This window comes from Mycetocola sp. JXN-3 (genome assembly GCF_014522285.1).
Lineage (GTDB): Bacteria > Actinomycetota > Actinomycetes > Actinomycetales > Microbacteriaceae > Mycetocola > Mycetocola saprophilus.
This window is the reverse complement of the sequence record NZ_CP041635.1, coordinates 3,437,326-3,454,757: the sequence shown is the minus strand read 5'-3', so window position 1 is coordinate 3,454,757 and position 17,432 is coordinate 3,437,326. Positions and strand designations below refer to the sequence as shown.

The 17,432-nt window shown below is 67.7% G+C and carries 11 protein-coding genes and 1 riboswitch; of the genes, 9 read left to right on the top strand and 2 right to left on the bottom strand.

Annotation, left to right across the window (positions count from 1 at the left end; all coding sequences use genetic code 11):
- The first annotated feature begins 102 nt into the window (after nt 1-102).
- A riboswitch (glycine riboswitch) is annotated at nt 103-192 on the top strand.
- A gap of 270 nt (nt 193-462) precedes the next feature.
- The 6 genes from gcvP to C7C57_RS15610 all read left to right on the top strand — a co-directional run bounded on the left by gcvP (nt 463) and on the right by C7C57_RS15610 (nt 10,757).
- Nucleotides 463-3,291, top strand: a complete 2,829-nt coding sequence (gene gcvP, locus C7C57_RS15635) for an aminomethyl-transferring glycine dehydrogenase (protein ID WP_370581459.1) — start codon at nt 463-465, stop codon at nt 3,289-3,291.
- Nucleotides 3,288-4,400 carry a glycine cleavage system aminomethyltransferase GcvT gene (gene gcvT, locus C7C57_RS15630; RefSeq protein WP_187977104.1) on the top strand — a complete coding sequence of 371 codons (1,113 nt, stop codon included), beginning with the start codon at nt 3,288-3,290 and terminating at the stop codon, nt 4,398-4,400. The genes gcvP and gcvT overlap by 4 nt, the downstream gene beginning before the upstream one ends.
- A 47-nt stretch (nt 4,401-4,447) precedes the next feature.
- Nucleotides 4,448-4,828, top strand: coding sequence for a glycine cleavage system protein GcvH (gcvH, locus tag C7C57_RS15625; RefSeq protein ID WP_030147595.1), 381 nt, complete (start codon nt 4,448-4,450; stop codon nt 4,826-4,828).
- 104 nt (nt 4,829-4,932) lie between these two features.
- The gene (locus tag C7C57_RS15620; protein ID WP_187977103.1) at nt 4,933-6,354 is read left to right on the top strand and encodes an L-serine ammonia-lyase; all 1,422 of its coding nucleotides are present in this window, start codon (nt 4,933-4,935) and stop codon (nt 6,352-6,354) included.
- An 87-nt stretch (nt 6,355-6,441) separates the two neighbouring features.
- Nucleotides 6,442-8,541 carry a bifunctional lysylphosphatidylglycerol flippase/synthetase MprF gene (locus C7C57_RS15615; protein WP_187977102.1) on the top strand — a complete coding sequence of 700 codons (2,100 nt, stop codon included), beginning with the start codon at nt 6,442-6,444 and terminating at the stop codon, nt 8,539-8,541.
- 89 nt (nt 8,542-8,630) lie between these two features.
- Nucleotides 8,631-10,757, top strand: a complete 2,127-nt coding sequence (locus tag C7C57_RS15610) for an ATP-dependent DNA helicase RecQ (protein ID WP_187977101.1) — start codon at nt 8,631-8,633, stop codon at nt 10,755-10,757.
- Between the two features lie 56 nt (nt 10,758-10,813).
- Here C7C57_RS15610 and C7C57_RS15605 read toward each other — a convergent pair whose 3' ends face one another.
- Complete coding sequence (locus C7C57_RS15605; RefSeq protein ID WP_255505725.1) at nt 10,814-12,367, bottom strand: methyltransferase; 1,554 nt, start codon at nt 12,365-12,367, stop codon at nt 10,814-10,816.
- Between the two features lie 100 nt (nt 12,368-12,467).
- A complete protein-coding gene (locus tag C7C57_RS15600; protein ID WP_187977099.1) occupies nt 12,468-12,941 on the bottom strand; it encodes an 8-oxo-dGTP diphosphatase in 474 nt (157 codons plus the stop codon).
- Between the two features lie 76 nt (nt 12,942-13,017).
- On the opposite strand from C7C57_RS15600, the gene C7C57_RS15595 reads away from it, so the two are divergent.
- The 3 genes from C7C57_RS15595 to murJ all read left to right on the top strand — a co-directional run bounded on the left by C7C57_RS15595 (nt 13,018) and on the right by murJ (nt 17,423).
- Nucleotides 13,018-13,374, top strand: a complete 357-nt coding sequence (locus tag C7C57_RS15595; protein WP_187977098.1) for a hypothetical protein — start codon at nt 13,018-13,020, stop codon at nt 13,372-13,374.
- Between the two features lie 151 nt (nt 13,375-13,525).
- On the top strand, nt 13,526-15,790 hold the full coding sequence (locus C7C57_RS15590) for a DUF6049 family protein (RefSeq protein ID WP_187977097.1): 2,265 nt from the start codon (nt 13,526-13,528) through the stop codon (nt 15,788-15,790).
- Nucleotides 15,783-17,423, top strand: coding sequence for a murein biosynthesis integral membrane protein MurJ (murJ, locus tag C7C57_RS15585; protein ID WP_187977096.1), 1,641 nt, complete (start codon nt 15,783-15,785; stop codon nt 17,421-17,423). Before C7C57_RS15590 ends, murJ begins: the two co-directional genes overlap by 8 nt.
- Nucleotides 17,424-17,432 lie beyond the last annotated feature (9 nt).

Below are 17,432 nucleotides of genomic sequence, written 5' to 3'. Positions count from 1 at the left end.
TAACTACCCGCTGCATCCACGCCGAGGATGTCGCGTGCTCGGTGGGCGCGGGCCCCAAAACCGTGTAGATTGATGCCGAACACCCACAATCACATACGCCACTAAACCACCGCGGGAGAGTCCCGATGTTTGGGCGCCGTAGGAGCAAACCCTCCCCGGGAATCTCTCAGGCCCATGGACCGCAGTGGTGCGGCAACTCTGGAAAGTGATCCCCCATCCGGGCGGATCCACCGACGGTGCAGGTGCGGAATCCCCGCGCGAAATCTCTCAGGTACAGCTACAGAGCGGGGAGGAACCCATCGTCGTTTCCGGCGCGCCCGCGCCGGTACCCATATTGGAGTTCCCGTGACCCTGGTCGACCCGTCCGTATCCGTTCCCGCCGCCGCGAGCGCGCAGCCAACCCCCGAGGTCGGCTTTGCCGAGCGCCACATCGGGGTGCACCTCGATGCGCAGGTCACCGACATGCTGAGGGTGATCGGTCAGCCGAGCCTCTCTGCCCTGGTTGATACCGCCGTGCCGACCTCGATCCGCCAGGCGGCCCCGCTGAACCTGGCCCGCCCGCTGTCCGAGGCCGATGTCCTCACCGCGCTGCGCGCCCTGGCCACGCAGAACACCACCGCCGTGCAGCTGATCGGTCAGGGGTACTCGGACACCATCACCCCCGCGGTCATCCGCCGCAACGTGCTGGAAAGCCCCGCCTGGTACACCGCCTACACCCCGTATCAGCCCGAGATTTCGCAGGGTCGCCTGGAGGCGCTGCTGAACTTCCAGACCATGGTTCAGGACCTCACCGGGCTCGATGTCGCCGGTGCCTCGCTGCTGGATGAGGGCACCGCCGTGGTCGAGGCCGCGCTGCTCATGCGCCGCGCGACCCGCGGCCTGCCGGATGATGCACCCACCGTGATCGACGCCGACGCCTTCCCGCAGACCATCGCCCTGCTGCGCGGCCGGGCCGAGGCGCTCGGGTTCGAGATCATCGTTGCCGACCTCTCCCGGGGCCTGCCCGCCGACCTGCCCGAGGGTCCGTTGGGCGGCGTGATTGTGCAGCAGCCCGGCGTCTCGGGCGCGATCGTGGATCACTCGGCGGTCATCGCCGCGGCCCACGAGCGGGGTGCCCTGGTGACCGTCGCGACCGACCTGCTGGCCCTGACCCTGCTGACCTCCCCGGGCGAGCAGGGGGCCGATATCGCCGTGGGTTCGGCCCAGCGGATGGGTGTTCCGCTCTTCTTCGGTGGCCCGCACGCCGCGTTCATCTCGGTGAAGAAGGGTCTTGAGCGTCAGCTGCCCGGTCGCCTGGTCGGCGTCTCGGTGGACGATGCCGGACGCCCCGCCTACCGCCTGGCCCTGCAGACTCGCGAGCAGCACATTCGCCGCGAGAAGGCCACCTCCAACATCTGTACCGCGCAGGCCCTGCTGGCCGTGGTCGCCTCGTTCTATGCGGTGTATCACGGTCCCGAGGGGCTGACGAGCATCGCCCGTCGTATTCACCGCCTGACCACCGGGCTGCGGGATGCGCTGGAATCCGCGGGTATCACCGTGGTCAACCAGACCGCGTTTGACACCCTGACCGTGGCCGTTCCTGGACGCGCCGCCGAGGTGCTGGCCGCCGCCGAGGGTCGCGGAATCAACCTGCGCCGGATCGACGGCGACCACGTGGGAGTGGCGGTCAACGAGGTCACCACCGCGCGTATCCTCGACCACGTGCTGGCGGCGATCACCGGTACCGAGGCCGCACCGGTCGTTCCGGCCGAGTCCGACCGGATCCCCGCCGAGATTGTGCGCACCAGCGCCTTCCTCACCCACCCGGTGTTCCACCAGCACCGCTCCGAAACCCAGCTGCTGCGCTATATTCGCCGTCTCTCGGACCGCGACCTGGCCCTGGACCGGACCATGATCCCGCTGGGATCCTGCACCATGAAGCTCAACGCGGCGGTCGAGATGGAGGCCATCTCCTGGCCCGAATTCGCCTCGATCCACCCCTTCGCCCCCGATCACCAGACCGTGGGCTGGCGCACCCTGATCACCGAACTCGAGGAGGATCTGGCCGAGATCACCGGCTACGATCGCGTCTCGGTTCAGCCCAACGCCGGTTCCCAGGGCGAGCTGGCGGGCCTGCTGGCGATCCGCGGCTACCACCGCTCCCGCGGGGATGAGGCGCGCACCATCTGCCTGATTCCGGCGAGCGCCCACGGCACCAATGCGGCCTCGGCGGTCCTCGCCGGAATGCGGGTTGTGGTGGTAGCCACGGCCGCCGACGGCACGATCGATCACGCCGACCTGAACGCCAAGATCGCCGAGCACCGCGACGTGCTGGCCGCGATCATGATCACCTATCCCTCGACCCACGGGGTCTTCGATACCGACGTGCGCGAGGTGTGTGACGCGGTGCACGCGGCCGGCGGACAGGTCTACATCGACGGTGCCAACCTCAACGCGCTGGTCGGGCTCGCCAAGCCCGGCGAGTTTGGCGGCGACGTCTCGCACCTGAACCTGCACAAGACCTTCTGCATCCCGCACGGTGGCGGTGGACCCGGCGTCGGACCGGTCGCCGTGCGCGCCCACCTGGCACCGTTCCTCCCCGGGGATGCGACGGACCCCAACTCCACGACCCCGATCTCCTCGGCCCGCTTCGGCTCGGCCGGCGTGCTGCCGATCAGCTGGGCCTATGTGCGCCTGATGGGCGGCGAGGGTCTGACCCGCGCGACCCGGACCGCACTACTCTCCGCCAACTACCTGGCCGCACGCCTGGACGAGCACTTCCCGGTGCTCTACCGCGGAAACGACGGCCTGGTGGCGCACGAGTGCATCCTGGATCTGCGCCCGATCACCGCGGCCACCGGCGTCACCGCCGAGGACGTGGCCAAGCGTCTGATGGACTTCGGCTTCCACGCCCCGACGCTGTCCTTCCCGGTGCCCGGCACCCTGATGGTCGAGCCCACCGAGTCCGAGGACATCGCCGAACTCGAGCGCTTCGTGACCGCAATGCGGGTGATCCGCGCCGAGATTGCCTCGGTGGAAGCAGGGGAGTACCCGGTGGCCGAATCGCCGCTGCGCCGCGCCCCACACACCGCCGCCGCGCTGCTCTCGGACACCTGGGATCGCCCCTACGGTCGCGAGCAGGCGGCCTTCCCGGTGCCCGGACTGCGCCAGGACAAGTACTTCCCGCCGGTGGGCCGGATCAACCAGGCCGCCGGAGACCGCAACCTGATCTGCTCCTGCCCGCCCCTGTCGGCCTTTGAGGAAACCTCCTCCAAGGAGAGCCACACCGAGGAAGCCGAGGCCACCCGATGACCGAACGCACCACCGCCCTCTACGACGCCCACGCCGTGCTCGGCGCGCACTTCACCGATTTTGGTGGCTGGCAGATGCCTCTGCGCTACGGGTCCGAGCTCGCCGAGCACACGGCCGTCCGCGAGGCCGCCGGACTGTTTGACCTGTCCCACATGGGCGAGGTCTGGGTTCAGGGGCCGGATGCGGCCGCCGCGCTGAGCTTCGCGCTGGTCGGGGCCTTCGACACCCTGGCCGTGGGCCGCGCCAAGTACTCGCTGATCGTGGCCGAGGATGGCGGGATCCTCGACGACCTGATCGTCTACCGCCTCGCCCCCGAGCGCTTCCTGGTGGTCCCCAATGCCGGCAACGCCGAACTGGTGGCCGGGGAGCTGACCACCCGTGCTGCCGGTTTCACGGCCACCGTCACCGATGCCAGCGCGCACACCGCACTGATCGCGCTGCAGGGTCCGCGCGCCGCCGAGATCCTGGCTACCCTGGTGCCCGAGGAAGACCACGAAGCCCTTGCGGCGCTGCGCTACTACGCGGCCCTCGAACTCAGCGTGGACGGTGCCCCGGCGCTGGTCGCCCGCACCGGTTATACCGGGGAGGATGGCTTCGAGTTGTTCATCCCGGACACCCGGGCCGCGGAACTCTGGGACACCCTGCTGGCCGCCGGGCTTACCCGCGGCCTGATTCCCTGCGGCCTGGCCGCCCGGGACTCGCTGCGCCTCGAGGCGGGCATGCCCCTCTACGGCAACGAGCTGACCCGCGACCTGACCCCGTTTGACGCGGGATTTGACCGCGTGGTGAACCTCACCGAGGGCCACAACTTCGTGGGCCGAGCGGCGCTGGAAGCCGCCCGGGATCACCGCACGGGACGCCGTGTCCTGGTGGGTCTGCGCGGCGAGGGTCGCCGGGCCGCCCGGGCCGGTTATCCGATCCTCAGCGAGGGCGAGGTGATCGGCACCGTCACCTCGGGCCAGCCGAGCCCGACCCTCGGCCACCCGGTCGCCTTCGCCTATATCGATCCCGAATTCGCGGCCCCCGGCACCCCGGTCCAGGCCGACTTGCGCGGCAAGCCCGAGGCGTTCACCGTGGTTGAGACCCCGTTCTATCGCCGTACCCGCTAATCCACAGCACCGCTAAACACCCACCCCACCACCATCGAAAGGCACCCATGAGCACCGTTGCCCCCAACCTGAAATACTCCGCCGAGCACGAGTGGCTGGCCGCCGGCGATCCCGCAACCGTGGGCATCACCGCGGTCGCCGCCGAAGCCCTCGGCGACATCGTCTACGTGAGTCTGCCCGAGGTGGGCGACACCGTGACCGCGGGCGCCACCTGCGGCGAGGTCGAGTCCACTAAGTCCGTCTCCGACCTGTACGCGCCGGTCACCGGTGAGGTCATCGCCATCAACCAGGCCGTCCTGGATGACCCCGCCCTGGTCAACGGCGACCCGTACGGGGCCGGCTGGCTCTTCACCGTGGCCGTCACCGCCGAGGGCCCGCTGCTGAGCCCCGAGGAGTATGCGGCTGCAAACGGCGTCGCCGCACCCTAAACGCGTCACCCCACGTTCCGTGGCCGCCGGCGATCCCGCGCGGCCACGGTCCACGGATCCGCTTCCCCCACAAGAACCGGCGGATCCACAGCAAAGGAGTTCCCATGAGTGTTGGCGTTTTTGATCTGTTTTCGATCGGAATCGGACCCTCAAGTTCACACACCGTCGGCCCGATGCGGGCCGCGAATATATTTGCCACCGAACTGCGTGATCACAATCTGCTGGGCAGCGTCGCCGAGCTGAGCGTTCACCTGTACGGCTCGCTGGCGGCCACCGGCCGCGGACACGGCACGCAGGGCGCGATCCTGCTGGGCCTCTCGGGGTTTGATCCGGAAACCATCGGACCCGACACCGTCACCGAGACCCTGGCCGGCATCGCCGCCGGGGCGCCGCTGTTACTGGGCGGCGAGCGCGCGATCATGCTCGGGGAGAACGATATGGTCCTGCACCCGCTCACGGTGCTGCCCCGGCACACCAACGCGATGCGGCTGAGCGCGCTGGATGCGGCCGGGATCGAACTCGCCACCGAGACGTTCTATTCGATCGGCGGCGGCTTCATTACCCGCGACGGCGCGCTTCCCGACGCCGTGCTGGATGCCCGGCCGGTACCGCTGCCCTTCGCCAGCGCCGCCCGACTGCTCGAGCACTGTGCCGAGCGGGGGATCCCCATCTCCGAGGTCATGCGCCACAATGAGCTGGCGAAAACCGATGCCGAGCGCCTGCGCTCGGGCCTACTGCATATTCGCGACGTGATGAACCAGTGCGCCGACTCGGCGATCGCCCGCACCGGAGTGCTCCCGGGCGGACTCGACGTGAAGCGCCGAGCGCCCGCCTGGCATGAGCGTCTACGCGCCCTGGATCCGCACCGCGATCCGCTGTACTGGCAGGAGTGGGTGAACCTGGTGGCCCTCGCGGTCAACGAGGAAAACGCCTCGGGGGGACGGGTGGTTACCGCCCCGACCAATGGCGCCGCGGGCATCATCCCCGCCGTGCTGTTTTATGCGGTCCACTATGCCCCGAGCGTGCGCGCGCTGATGAACCCCGACGGCAGCACCGAGGCGAGCGCCGAGCTGCTGGCCCTGCGCGATGACATCACCGAGCGCTTCCTCCTCACCGCCGCGGCGATCGGGGTGCTCTATAAGGAGATGGCGGCGATCTCCGGTGCCGAGCTGGGCTGCCAGGGCGAGGTGGGCTCGGCCTCCTCGATGGCCGCGGCCGCCCTCGCCGAGATTCTGGGCGGAACCCCCGCCCAGGTCGCCAACGCGGCGGAGATCGCGATGGAGCACAACCTCGGGCTCACGTGTGACCCGGTGGGTGGGCTGGTGCAGATTCCGTGCATCGAACGCAACGCGATCGGCGCCGCCAAGGCCGTCAACGCGGCCAAGATGGCCCTGTGGGGTGACGGCACCCATCGGGTATCCCTCGATCAGGTGATTCTCACCATGCGTGACACCGGAAACGATATGAGCAGCAAGTACAAGGAAACCTCGCTGGGCGGCCTCGCCGTCAACGTGGTGGAGTGCTAATACAGCACGGGAGGGTGTTGTTCACGGTGTTTCCCCTGGTAATACCCGTAGAGTTTTGAGACCTATGTTGTCTTGCGAAGGGGTCTCATGACGACCGTCGAACAATCCGCCCCGGCGACGCCGGCATCCCGGTGGCACCCTCGCCGCTGGTTTGAGACCGTTCGCCGGTTGCCCTTCAGCTTCGGTCTGATCGCCGTCGTGCTGTTCCTGGGCGCCACCACCGGTGCCCTCTGGGATCCCTTGCGTCACCGCCACTGGTTCCACCTGGTGGCCTACGGTGTCCCCGCATTCGATGCCGGACACTGGTGGACCCTGATCACCGGAATGTTCTGGGCGGCCCACCCGGCGATGTACGTCTGGTTCCTGATCCTGGTGCCGTTCTCGCTGATCCGCCTGGAGCTGCGTCGGGGCTCCGGCGTGGCCGCCGGGTACTTCATTTTTGGTCAGCTGGCGGCGGTGCTCACCAGCTCACTCTTCCTCTCAATCTTCTCCGATCTGGGCTGGGAGTGGGCCGATAATCTGGCCACCACGGTGACCGTGGGCATGATGCCCGGGCTCTTCGCCGCGCTGACCGCGACCATCAACAGCCTGCCCGATCCCTGGCGCAGCCGGGGCCGGATGATCCTCATCTATGTGGCCGCGATCGGTGTGCTGTTCCTGGGTATTCTGCCCGCGCTGCTCAACGCCGCGGCGATCATCATTGTGCTCGCGATGGGCACCCGCCGCCGCAAGCGCGCCCCCAGTATCCACGAGCGTCGTTTCACCACGTTTGTCACCATCCTGGGCCTCGGCGCGATCCAGCTGATCCTCACCGTGGTGCGCACGCACGGACCCTTCGGCGACACCTCGCTGCTCGAGGGTTCCTGGGGTCACGCGGTCATTAACGCGCTGATCATCCTGGTCCTGGCCAACGGGCTGCGCACCGGTCGCCGCCTGGCCTGGGTCCTCGCACTTGGCCTCTCGCTGATCAACATCCTGGCCGGCCTGTCCTTCTTCCTGATCGTGCAGACCAGCATCCCCGAGCTCGAAGAGATTCGTGCCTACGCGAGCAGCACCAACGTGACGATCGCCGACGGCGTGCTGTGGCTGATCTTCTTTATCTATCTCCTGGTGGCCCACGGTGCCTTCACCGTGCCCTTCCGCCGTCGCCTGCCCGGTGGCGGTGGCGGCAACGAGCGCAGCGTCCGCGAGGTTCTGCGCGAGAGCGGTGGCGGCACCCTGTCCTGGATGACCACCTGGCCCGGAAACCGGCACTACTTCAGCCCGACCGGACGTGGCTTTGTCACCTATCAGGTGCATGCCAAGACCGCGATCGCGCTGTCCGACCCGATCGGACCGGCCGCCGAGCGCACCGAAACCGCGCGCCAGTTCATCGCCTCGGCCGAGAAGGCCGGGTTTGTGCCCTGCTTCTTTGTGGCCAGCGAGGCGCTGCGCACCGAATCGCTGCCCACCTGGCGTTCGCTTCAGGTCGCCGAGGACACCATCATCGATCTGCCCGGCCTGGCCTTTACCGGTAAGCGCTGGAATTCGGTGCGGACGTCCCTCAACAAGGCCGACCGCGAGGGTGTGACCTTCCGCCTGACGCACCTGTCGGCCGAGCCGCGTAAGGTCCAGCAGCAGGTGCGTCAGATCTCCGAGGCTTGGCTCGGGGATAAGGGCCTGCCCGAGATGGGCTTCACCCTGGGCGGTGTGGACGAGGCGCTGGATCCCTCGGTCCGCCTGGCCCTGGCCTATAACGCCGAGGGGGAGATCGATGGGTTCCTGAGCTGGCTCCCGGTGTACGGCGAAAACGGCACGGTTCACGGCTGGACCCTGGATCTGATGCGGCGCCGCGAGGGTGGTTTTGGTCCGGTGATGGAGTATCTGATCGGCCGTTCGGCCCAGGAGTTCTCCGCCGAGGGTGCGATGATCGCGTCCCTCTCCGGCGCCCCGCTCGCCCACCTGGGCCAGCGCGGCGGCAACATCATCGACAATCTGCTGAGCGGACTCGGTGAGGCCATCGAACCGCTCTATGGATTCCGCTCGCTGCACGCGTTCAAGCGCAAGTTCAACCCGCGATACGAGCCGGTCTACCTGCTCTACCGCGACGAGGGCGACCTGGCGCGGATCGGTCTGGGCCTCGGTCGTGCGTTCCTCCCGGATGCCACGCTGCCCTCGCTGGTGCGCAGCCTGCGCGCCCCGAAATAACCCGCAGTCACCACGCAGAAACCGCGCCGGGCCTCGTGCCCCGGCGCGGTTTCTGCGTCGTGGACGGGGGTTGCTGCAAGACTGGGGGCATGTCCACGAGCCCGATCGAAGCCGAAGCCCGCGCCATCCTCGCCGATTTGACCGGCGTCCCGGATGCCCACTTTCACGAGGGCCAGTTTGAGGCCATCAGCACCCTGGTCGATGCGCGGCGCCGCGCGCTGGTGGTGCAGCGCACCGGGTGGGGCAAGTCCGCCGTCTACTTCATCGCGACCCTGCTGCTGCGCCGCCGCGGTGCCGGGCCCACGCTGCTGGTTTCGCCGCTGCTCTCGCTGATGCGCGATCAGGTCGCGGCGGCCGCCCGGGCCGGGGTGCGCGCGGTCGCGATTAACTCGGCTAATGCCCATGAGTGGGACGATGCCCGCCAGGCCCTGGCGAATGACGAGGTCGACGTGCTGCTGGTCTCGCCCGAGCGACTGAACAACCCGCGTTTCCGCGACGAGCAGCTGCCCACCCTGATGGGGCGGATCGGCCTGCTGGTGATCGATGAGGCCCACTGTATCTCCGACTGGGGACACGACTTCCGCCCCGACTATCGCCGGATCGCCGAGCTGATCCGGGCGCTGCCGGCCAACCTCCCGGTTCTGGCCACCACCGCGACCGCCAACGCCCGCGTGGTCACCGACATCGAGGAACAGTTGGCGGTGGATGCGGGTGGCGTGGTCACGATCCGCGGTTCGCTGGCCCGTGCCTCGCTGCGCCTCGGCGTCCTGGAACTGCCGGATTCCCGTGCCCGCCTGGGCTGGCTCCTGAGCCATCTGGGTGATCTCCAGGGCAGCGGCATCATCTACGCGCTGACGGTCTCGGCGGCGGAGGACACCGCCCGACTGCTGCGCGATGCCGGGCACAACGTGCGTGCCTACACCGGTCGCACCGACACCGATGAGCGGGCCGAGTCCGAGCTGATGCTCAAAAACAACGAGCTCAAGGCCCTGGTGGCCACCAGCGCGCTGGGGATGGGCTTCGACAAGCCCGACCTGGGTTTTGTGGTGCACCTCGGCGCCCCGTCCTCCCCGGTGGCCTACTACCAGCAGGTGGGTCGTGCCGGTCGCGGGACGGACCGAGCCGACGTGCTGTTGCTGCCCGGAAGCGAGGATCGGGAGATCTGGCGCTACTTCGCGACCGCCTCGATGCCCGATGAGGAGCGTGCCCGCGCGGTCCTGGACGCGCTCGGCTCCGACCCGATTTCCACCCCCGCACTCGAGGCTCGGGTGAATATTCGACGCACCCCGCTCGAGCTGCTGCTCAAGGTCCTGGATGTGGACGGCGCCGTGCACCGGGTCGCCGGTGGCTGGGTCGGCACCGGGCAGCCTTGGACATACGATGCCGACCGCTATGCCCGGATCGCACGGGCCCGCCTGGACGAGGAGGCGTCGATGATCGAGTATCAGCGCACCACCGAGTGCCGGATGGCGACCCTGCAGCGCGACCTGGATGATCCGACCGCGGCGCCCTGCGGTCGCTGTGACCGCTGCACCACAGCCTGGTATCCCTCCTCGATCAGCGAGCAGGCGGCCACCGAGGCCGCCGGTTCCCTGGATCGGGTGTCGGTCGAGATCGAGCCGCGCCGTCAGTGGCCCACCGGCGCCGACCGCCTGGGGATCACCCTGGACGGCACCGCCGTGCGGGGCAAAATTCCCGAGGCCCTGCGCGCCGAACCCGGGCGTGCGATCGCCCGACTCACCGACCTCGGTTGGGGCGGCACCCTTCGCGAGATCTTTGCCCCGGGCTCCCCGGATGCGCCGGCCAGCCCGGCACTGCTCGGGGCCGCGATCCGTGTGCTGGCCACCTGGGGGTGGAGCGAGCGACCGGTCGCCGTGGTCTCGGTGCCCTCGCGCTCGCATCCGCAGCTGGTGGACTCGGTCGCGCGCGGCCTCGCGGGTGCCGGCAAGCTGCCGTATCTCGGTTCACTGGAACTGGTGAATGGCGGCCCGCGCGGCAGCGCCGGCGGCAACAGCGGCTATCGCCTGGCCGGGGTCTGGGACGGCTTCACCGTGGGACCCGACCTCATGGCCCACCTCGCACAGGTTGGGCCCGGCCCGATCCTGCTGGTGGATGATCGGGTCGACAGCCGGTGGACGCTCACGGTCAGTGCGCTCGCGCTGCGTCGGGCCGGTGCCACCGCGGTGCTGCCCTTCGCGCTGGCCATCGTCGCCTAGCTCACACAGAACGGGCCCGTAACCTCACTCCGAGGTTACGGGCCCGTTGTTCGATTCTAGGCCGACGTCGGCGCCGCGAATTCCTCCGGGACCAGGAATCCCTCATCCAACAGTTCGCGCAAGCGGGGGAGCAGTTCGGCGCGCAGGGCCGCCTCATCCACCTCCAGCAGTTGAGCGATGGCCGCCACCAGCACGCCCACCTCGAGGGTACCGTCGCTGGCTCCCACGATCGCGGCCAGGCCGGTGTCCAAGTCCACGGTGCGGCCGAATCCGGCGCCCTGGTGCAGGATCATGACGGACGGATCCTCGTTCCCCGGCCAGTAGTGTCGCTCCTCGGTCACATCCCCGCTCACCCGCAGGGCTTCGGCGCCCAGCGCCGCATCGTCGCGCGCGGCCTGCCAGTCGCGGGCCGCCAGCACCTGACCGACGTGTGCCCCCAGGGCGCCGGAGACGCGGCTGGCCACGCGCTCGAAGCGTCGCCAGGGCGTCAGGCCCTGGTCGCCTCGGCGCAGCAGTACATAGCCGAAGCCAATGCCGGTGGTGGCTCGACGATCGAAGTCATCCAACCAGGCCCCACACAGACGCTCAAACTCGGGATCGCCGGGCCGGGTTCCACCGTCGCGAATCCAGGTTTCGGCGTAGCGCACCGGGTCCTGGCGCTCGCGCTCAAGCACCCAGGCGTCGATCTCGGCATCCAACCAGCCGCGGATCCGATCAAACGCATCCTCGTCTGCGCGATACTCCCAGTTCCCCAGCATCTGCACAATCCCGCCGGGGACGAGGTAGCGCGGCGCCGTCTCGATCATCTCGCGGACGATATCGTCCCCCTCGCGTCCGCCGTCGCGGTATTCGTATTCGGGGGCATCGGCGCCGCGCGGAGTGATCACAAACGGCGGGTTCGAGACGATGCGGTCGAAGCGCTCCTCGGCCACCGGTTCAAACATATTCCCCAGTCGGAATTCGATGCCTCGAGCCTGGTTCAGGTCGGCATTGAAGCGGGCAATATCCAGCGCTCGCTGGGAAATATCCGTGGCGATGACCCGTTCGGCATGACGCGCCAGGTGCAGCGCCTGGATGCCGCAGCCGGTTCCCAGGTCCAGCGCCAGCGTGATCGACTCGGGGATGATGAGCCCGGCCAGGGTCCGGCTCGCGCCGCCCACTCCCACCACGTGATCCGCGCGAAGTGCACCACCCACGATCAGTTCACCGAGGTCGGCGGCGAGCCACCAGTCAATCGATTCGGCGCCGTCGGTGAACGTGTAGGGGCGTAGTTCGAGACTCGCGCGCACAAATCCATCCACCGCACTCACCAGCGCGAGGGCCTCGAGGCCACTCACACCGGTCTCCGGGAAGGCGCTCTCGACGTCCGCGACCGGGCAGGGCTGCCCCAGAATAAACAGTCTTGCGCACATGACACGTGCAAACGTCGGATCGGAGGGTTCATCGGTTCGCCCGGCCAAGTGTCGCCGGATCGGCAACGGATTACCCCGAACGAGGGCGGCATCGGCGTCCTCACCCCAGAGTGCGAGCAGGCTCGCACTGCGATAGTCGGCACGGAGGAGGTCGGCGCGCAGAGCGTCGATGAACACTGAATTTTGCTGGAGAGTCACCCACCCATTCAACGCCATGTCGGGGGCGGGGCGAAACCAACACCGCACTAACCCCCATCTGCGGTTACGCGAAACGAAGGGTGGAAACCGGTCTGTGTGGTTAGCGCTCCACCCGGATGGCGCTGGCATTATCGGGCGCGAAGTCGAAGTCCACCGCAACCTCGTCTCCCGCCAAAACACCGGGCAACCAGTGGCGCGCATCGTCCCACATCCGGTCAAAGGGAACCTCGTTCACCGGGACCCACCGCGCATCCAGCTCGGCCGTCGCGATGGGCTCACCCTCAAATTCTCGGGCGCTGAACACCCAGGAACGCTGACTCCACTCGGGCCGCGAGGGGAAGCGATAGTCGATGTATCCGTGGGGCCGAAGCGATTCCGGGGCGATGATCATCCCCACCTCCTCGTGCACCTCACGCACAATCGCGCGGGCCGGGGTTTCGCCCGATTCGAGTTTTCCACCGGGGGCGACCACCCGTCCCTGGCCGAGTCCGCGACGCTTTTCCCCGAGCAAAACCTCATCCCCGCGGGGTGTGGAACGGATCAAATAACACACACAGACTTCTGGGAGTTCCATCTAATCAGGCTATCGTGCCGCACGCGGGCCGATCATTGCGTACCCTTGTTCGGGGACATCCGCAAAAGGAGCACTCATGCGAACCACCGCCAACGACCTGATCAGACTACGCCGCGACGCCACTCTCGAGCGCGCGGTGCTGATCGAGGCGCACGCACGCGCCGGCGAGGACCCGCACGACTTCATCCCCACCCTTCCCACCATCGATGAGCTGGTGGTCACCGAGCTGCGTAACTCCGAGATCGATGAACGCGGGCTGACCGCTCAGTACATTCTCGCGCGCATGGCCGGTTCCAGCTCACGCCCCGAGGCGGCGCTCCACGCCGCCGATGCCGACCGGGTGGAGCGGGAGATCCTGCGTGAGATCGGCCTGATCCACCCCGAGCTGGCCCGTACCGTGTGGAGCATGCTCGGCCGCCTCGAAGCCGCATGATCATCCAAAGCCCACACCGCGGGCCCCACACCCCCAGTATCGGCCCGGAGAACCGCGGGTTCCCGGCGGTGCGGCGCACCGCCGATGCTCAGCCTCAGCCCGTAGAATCAATTGTTATGTCGTGCGCCCTGTGGCACGCCTGAGACTGCCTATGACACGATTTCGCCCCCTGACGCGCACCCGCACCGCACTCATCGCCGCACTGACGGCCATGGGGTTGTTGAGCATGCCGCTGGCTGCCCAGGCCGTGAGCACCCCCGCCCTCCAGCCCGCGACCGCCTCTGTGCGCCAGGAACCCACCGCGGCCCCCACCGAGGGCGCCGCGGTTTCGCTTGCTCAGTCCTCGCCGACGATCGCGCCGGATGGGTCGATCACCTTCACCACCACGATCACCAACTCCACCGGAACAGCACTGGCCGCCGGAAAGGCGACGCTGAGCTCGGGCCCGCTGCCGCTGTCGACCCTTGAGCAGTTCACCGGCTGGTACGACCACTCCATCGATGTGCGTCTGCCCTATGCCCTGGCCTCCGTCTCGGTGCCCGCGCTGGCGCCGGGGGAGAGCTACACCACCGACCCGGTGACCCTCACCGCGGAGCAGATGGAACTACATTCCGTTTACGGAAACTATGCGGTTCGTGCCTATTTTGTGACCGGTCCCGAAATCTCCGAGGCTCGCACCAGCGTGCTGTTTGACCCCGGCACCGGTGCCACGACGGGTGGGCTAGCCATCGCCGTGCCGATCACAGCGCCGCCCAGCAGCGCGGGCCTGATCCCGGTGGAATCGCTGACCGAGTGGACGGCCCCCGGTGGCATCCTCAGCCGCGAACTGGATGCCGTACTTGATCGCCCGGTTACCCTGGCAATCGATCCGATGATCCTCGCCTCGATCCGCAGCCTGGGCACCTCCGCCCCCGAATCTGCCACTAACTGGCTCAACAGGTTACAGGCCGCGTCGAACCCGAGTTTTCTGCTGCAGTACGCCGACGCCGACGCCGCCCTTCAGGCCCAGGCCGGCGCCTCGACACTGCTGACACCCACCTCGCTGGCCTACGGGGTCCAGCCCGCGAATTTCCCGCCTCAGCACTCGAGTACGCAGGGTTCCAGCGCAACCCCCGAGGCTCCCGAACTTCCGACGCTGGACCAGCTCACCGCGTGGCCGGCCACCGAACAGGGGATCGTCTGGCCCGGCTCGGACACGGTGAAGTCCTCGGATCTGAAGGTCATCGGTGCCTCGGGAAACCACACGACGCTGCTTGATGGCGCGGCCCTGGATCCCGAGAAGGACTCCACCCCCGGCGCCCACCGCACGGTGGATGGTACCGATGTTTTGGCCGCGGAGCCCACGCTGACCAAGCTGATCCAGGACCTGGTACACCCGGGGCTGGACGGTCAACCCGGTGCCGATGTGACGCACATTCGCGCCGCCTTTGCGGCGCTGGCAACCGAGCGCGGCGCCAACCAGCGTTCCTACCTGGTGACACTCCCTCGCGGATGGGCAGACACCGCCGTCAATCTCGACGCGGCCATTGCCCAGCTTTCGACCATCCCCGAGACCCACATCGTCTCGCTGGATACCCTCCGAGCCCAGCCCGCGATTGAGGGAACCCTCGCCGAGCACGAGGTCCCGAACGATCGGGTGAAGGCCGCTCGTCTGCTCCTGGAGCGCGAGCAGGACCTGAACAAATTCGCCGGTGCCCTCGAGGATCCGGCCCTGCTCACCGGTCGGGAGCGGGCCCAGCTCCTCTCCCTGTTTGCCGTGGCCTGGCGCGACCAGGGCTCGGCCTGGAACGGCGCGGTTACCGAACACGATGAGCAAACCACGGCCACGCTGGGCGGCATCACCCTGGCGCCCACCACGCAGTTCAACATGGTGAGCTGGCAGTCAAACCTGGGATTCTCGGTGCGCAATGATCTGCCCTATGCGGTCAAGGTGACCCTGGATGTGGAGTCCGACAACCTGCGCCTGGCGATCGATTCCTCGGTCACCCGCGAGATTAAGCCGTTTGCCACCGAGAAGTTCACGGTGCCGGTCCGCGCCCGAATTGGTAACGGGCAGAGCACCCTCTCGCTGAGCCTGCATGCGCCCGATGGGACTCAGCTGGGCGCCGCCAGCTCGGTCCGTGTCAACGTACGGGCCGACTGGGAAATCATCGGCTCGGTCGCGCTGGGCAGCCTGGTATTCCTGCTGCTGGCCGGCGGTCTCTTCCGCACCATTCGTAAGCGACGCCGGGGAGCGGTAGACCCGGTGACCACGGGTGAAACCAGCGATTCGGCCCCGGATACACAGGCGGACCCAGACGCTCAGGCCGCCTCGAGCACCGACACCGCGTCAGACGCTGCGACACGTTCAGACACCCAGGTCGACCCGGATGCCGGCCCCGATTCACTCCCCGAAAAGGCCCCCACACATGGCTAAACCCGCTTCCATCGCGGGGATCGGTCGCGCAAGCGCCTTCCTCGCCTCCGGCACCATGGTGTCCCGTGTGCTGGGATTCATCAAGGCGATCCTGATTGCCCGCACCATCGGCCAGGTGGGTGTCAGCGGTGACGCCTTCGCGACCGCCAACATCCTGCCCAATACGATCTTCACGATCATCGCCGGCGGTGTGCTCTCGGCCATCCTGGTGCCCCAGATCGTGAAGGCCACCGTACACGCCGACCGCGGCGCCGCCTACATCAATAAGCTGCTCACCATCACGCTCAGCGTCCTGGCCGCCACCACCCTGGTGGCGATGGCCGCGGCGCCGCTGCTGATTAAAGTATGGGCACCCAACTATGGTCCCGATCAGGCGGCGCTGGCGACGGTGTTTGCGCTGTGGTGCCTGCCGCAGCTGTTCTTCTACGGGCTGTATTCGATGCTCGGGGAGATTCTCAACGCGCACAAGATTTTTGGGCCGTTCACCTGGTCGCCCGCGCTGAATAACGTGGTGGCGATCGCCGGACTGTTCGTGTTCATCGGGATGTTTGGTGCCGACTCCCAGGGGCTGCGCACGGCCTCCGAGTGGTCCCCGATGATGGTTGCCGTGCTCGCCGGGAGCGCAACCCTCGGTGTCGCGGCCCAGGCCTTGATCCTGTTCCGCTACTGGAAGGTGCTCGGTCTGCGCTTCCGCCCCGACTTCGCCTGGCGCGGGGTGGGACTGGCCGAGACCGGAAAGCTCGCCGGTTGGTCGTTTGCGATGATCCTGGTCACCACCGCGGCCGGTATCGTCCAGTCCAGTGTGGTCTCGGCAGCCTCGGGACCGAATAACCCGTCAATCTTCGCCCTGCAGAACGCCTGGCTGATCTTTATGCTGCCGCACTCGGTGCTGGCCGTCTCGCTGACCACCGCCTACTTCACCCGGATGGCCGAGCATGCGCGCGCCCTCGACTACGACAAGCTCAAACTCGACGTCTCCGCCGCGCTGCGTAACGTCAGCCTGATGATCGTGGCTTCGGCCGCCATTCTGTTCACCGTGGCCTTCCCGTTTGGATTCCTGTTCACCGGATCCCCGAGCCAGGCGATCGGCATCGGTTTTGTGATCATCGCGTTTGTGGTGGGACTCGTGCCGTTCTGTTTCCTGTTTGTGCTGCAGCGCACGTTCTACGCGCTGGGGGACACCCGGACCCCGTTCTTCTTCACGGTGTTCCAGGCCGTCCTGTTCAGCATTCTGGCGGCCGGATGTCTGCTGCTGGATAAGTCGGTGATCGGCTTTGGTGTCGCCCTGGCCACCAGTCTTGCCGGAACCGCCCAGGCGTTCGTGGCGTTCTTCCTGCTGCGTCGGCGCCTCCGGGGCCTGGATGTCCAGCAGATCGTCAACAGCATGGCGATCTTCACCTTCTCGGCGATCCCGGCAACCATCGTCGGTGTGGTGAGCATGCTCCTGATGGGCGGCCTGAACACCGGAGGATGGGCCTTTAGCAGCCCGGTCACCGCGATCATTTCGATGATCATCGCCAGCGGGGTCACCGGCGGGGTGTATCTGCTGTTCCTCTGGGTGTTGCGCGCCCGCGAGCTGGCCACAATCACGGCGCCGTTTGCCAAGATTCTCGGCCGCCTGCGCCGGTCCTAGCCCGTTTTC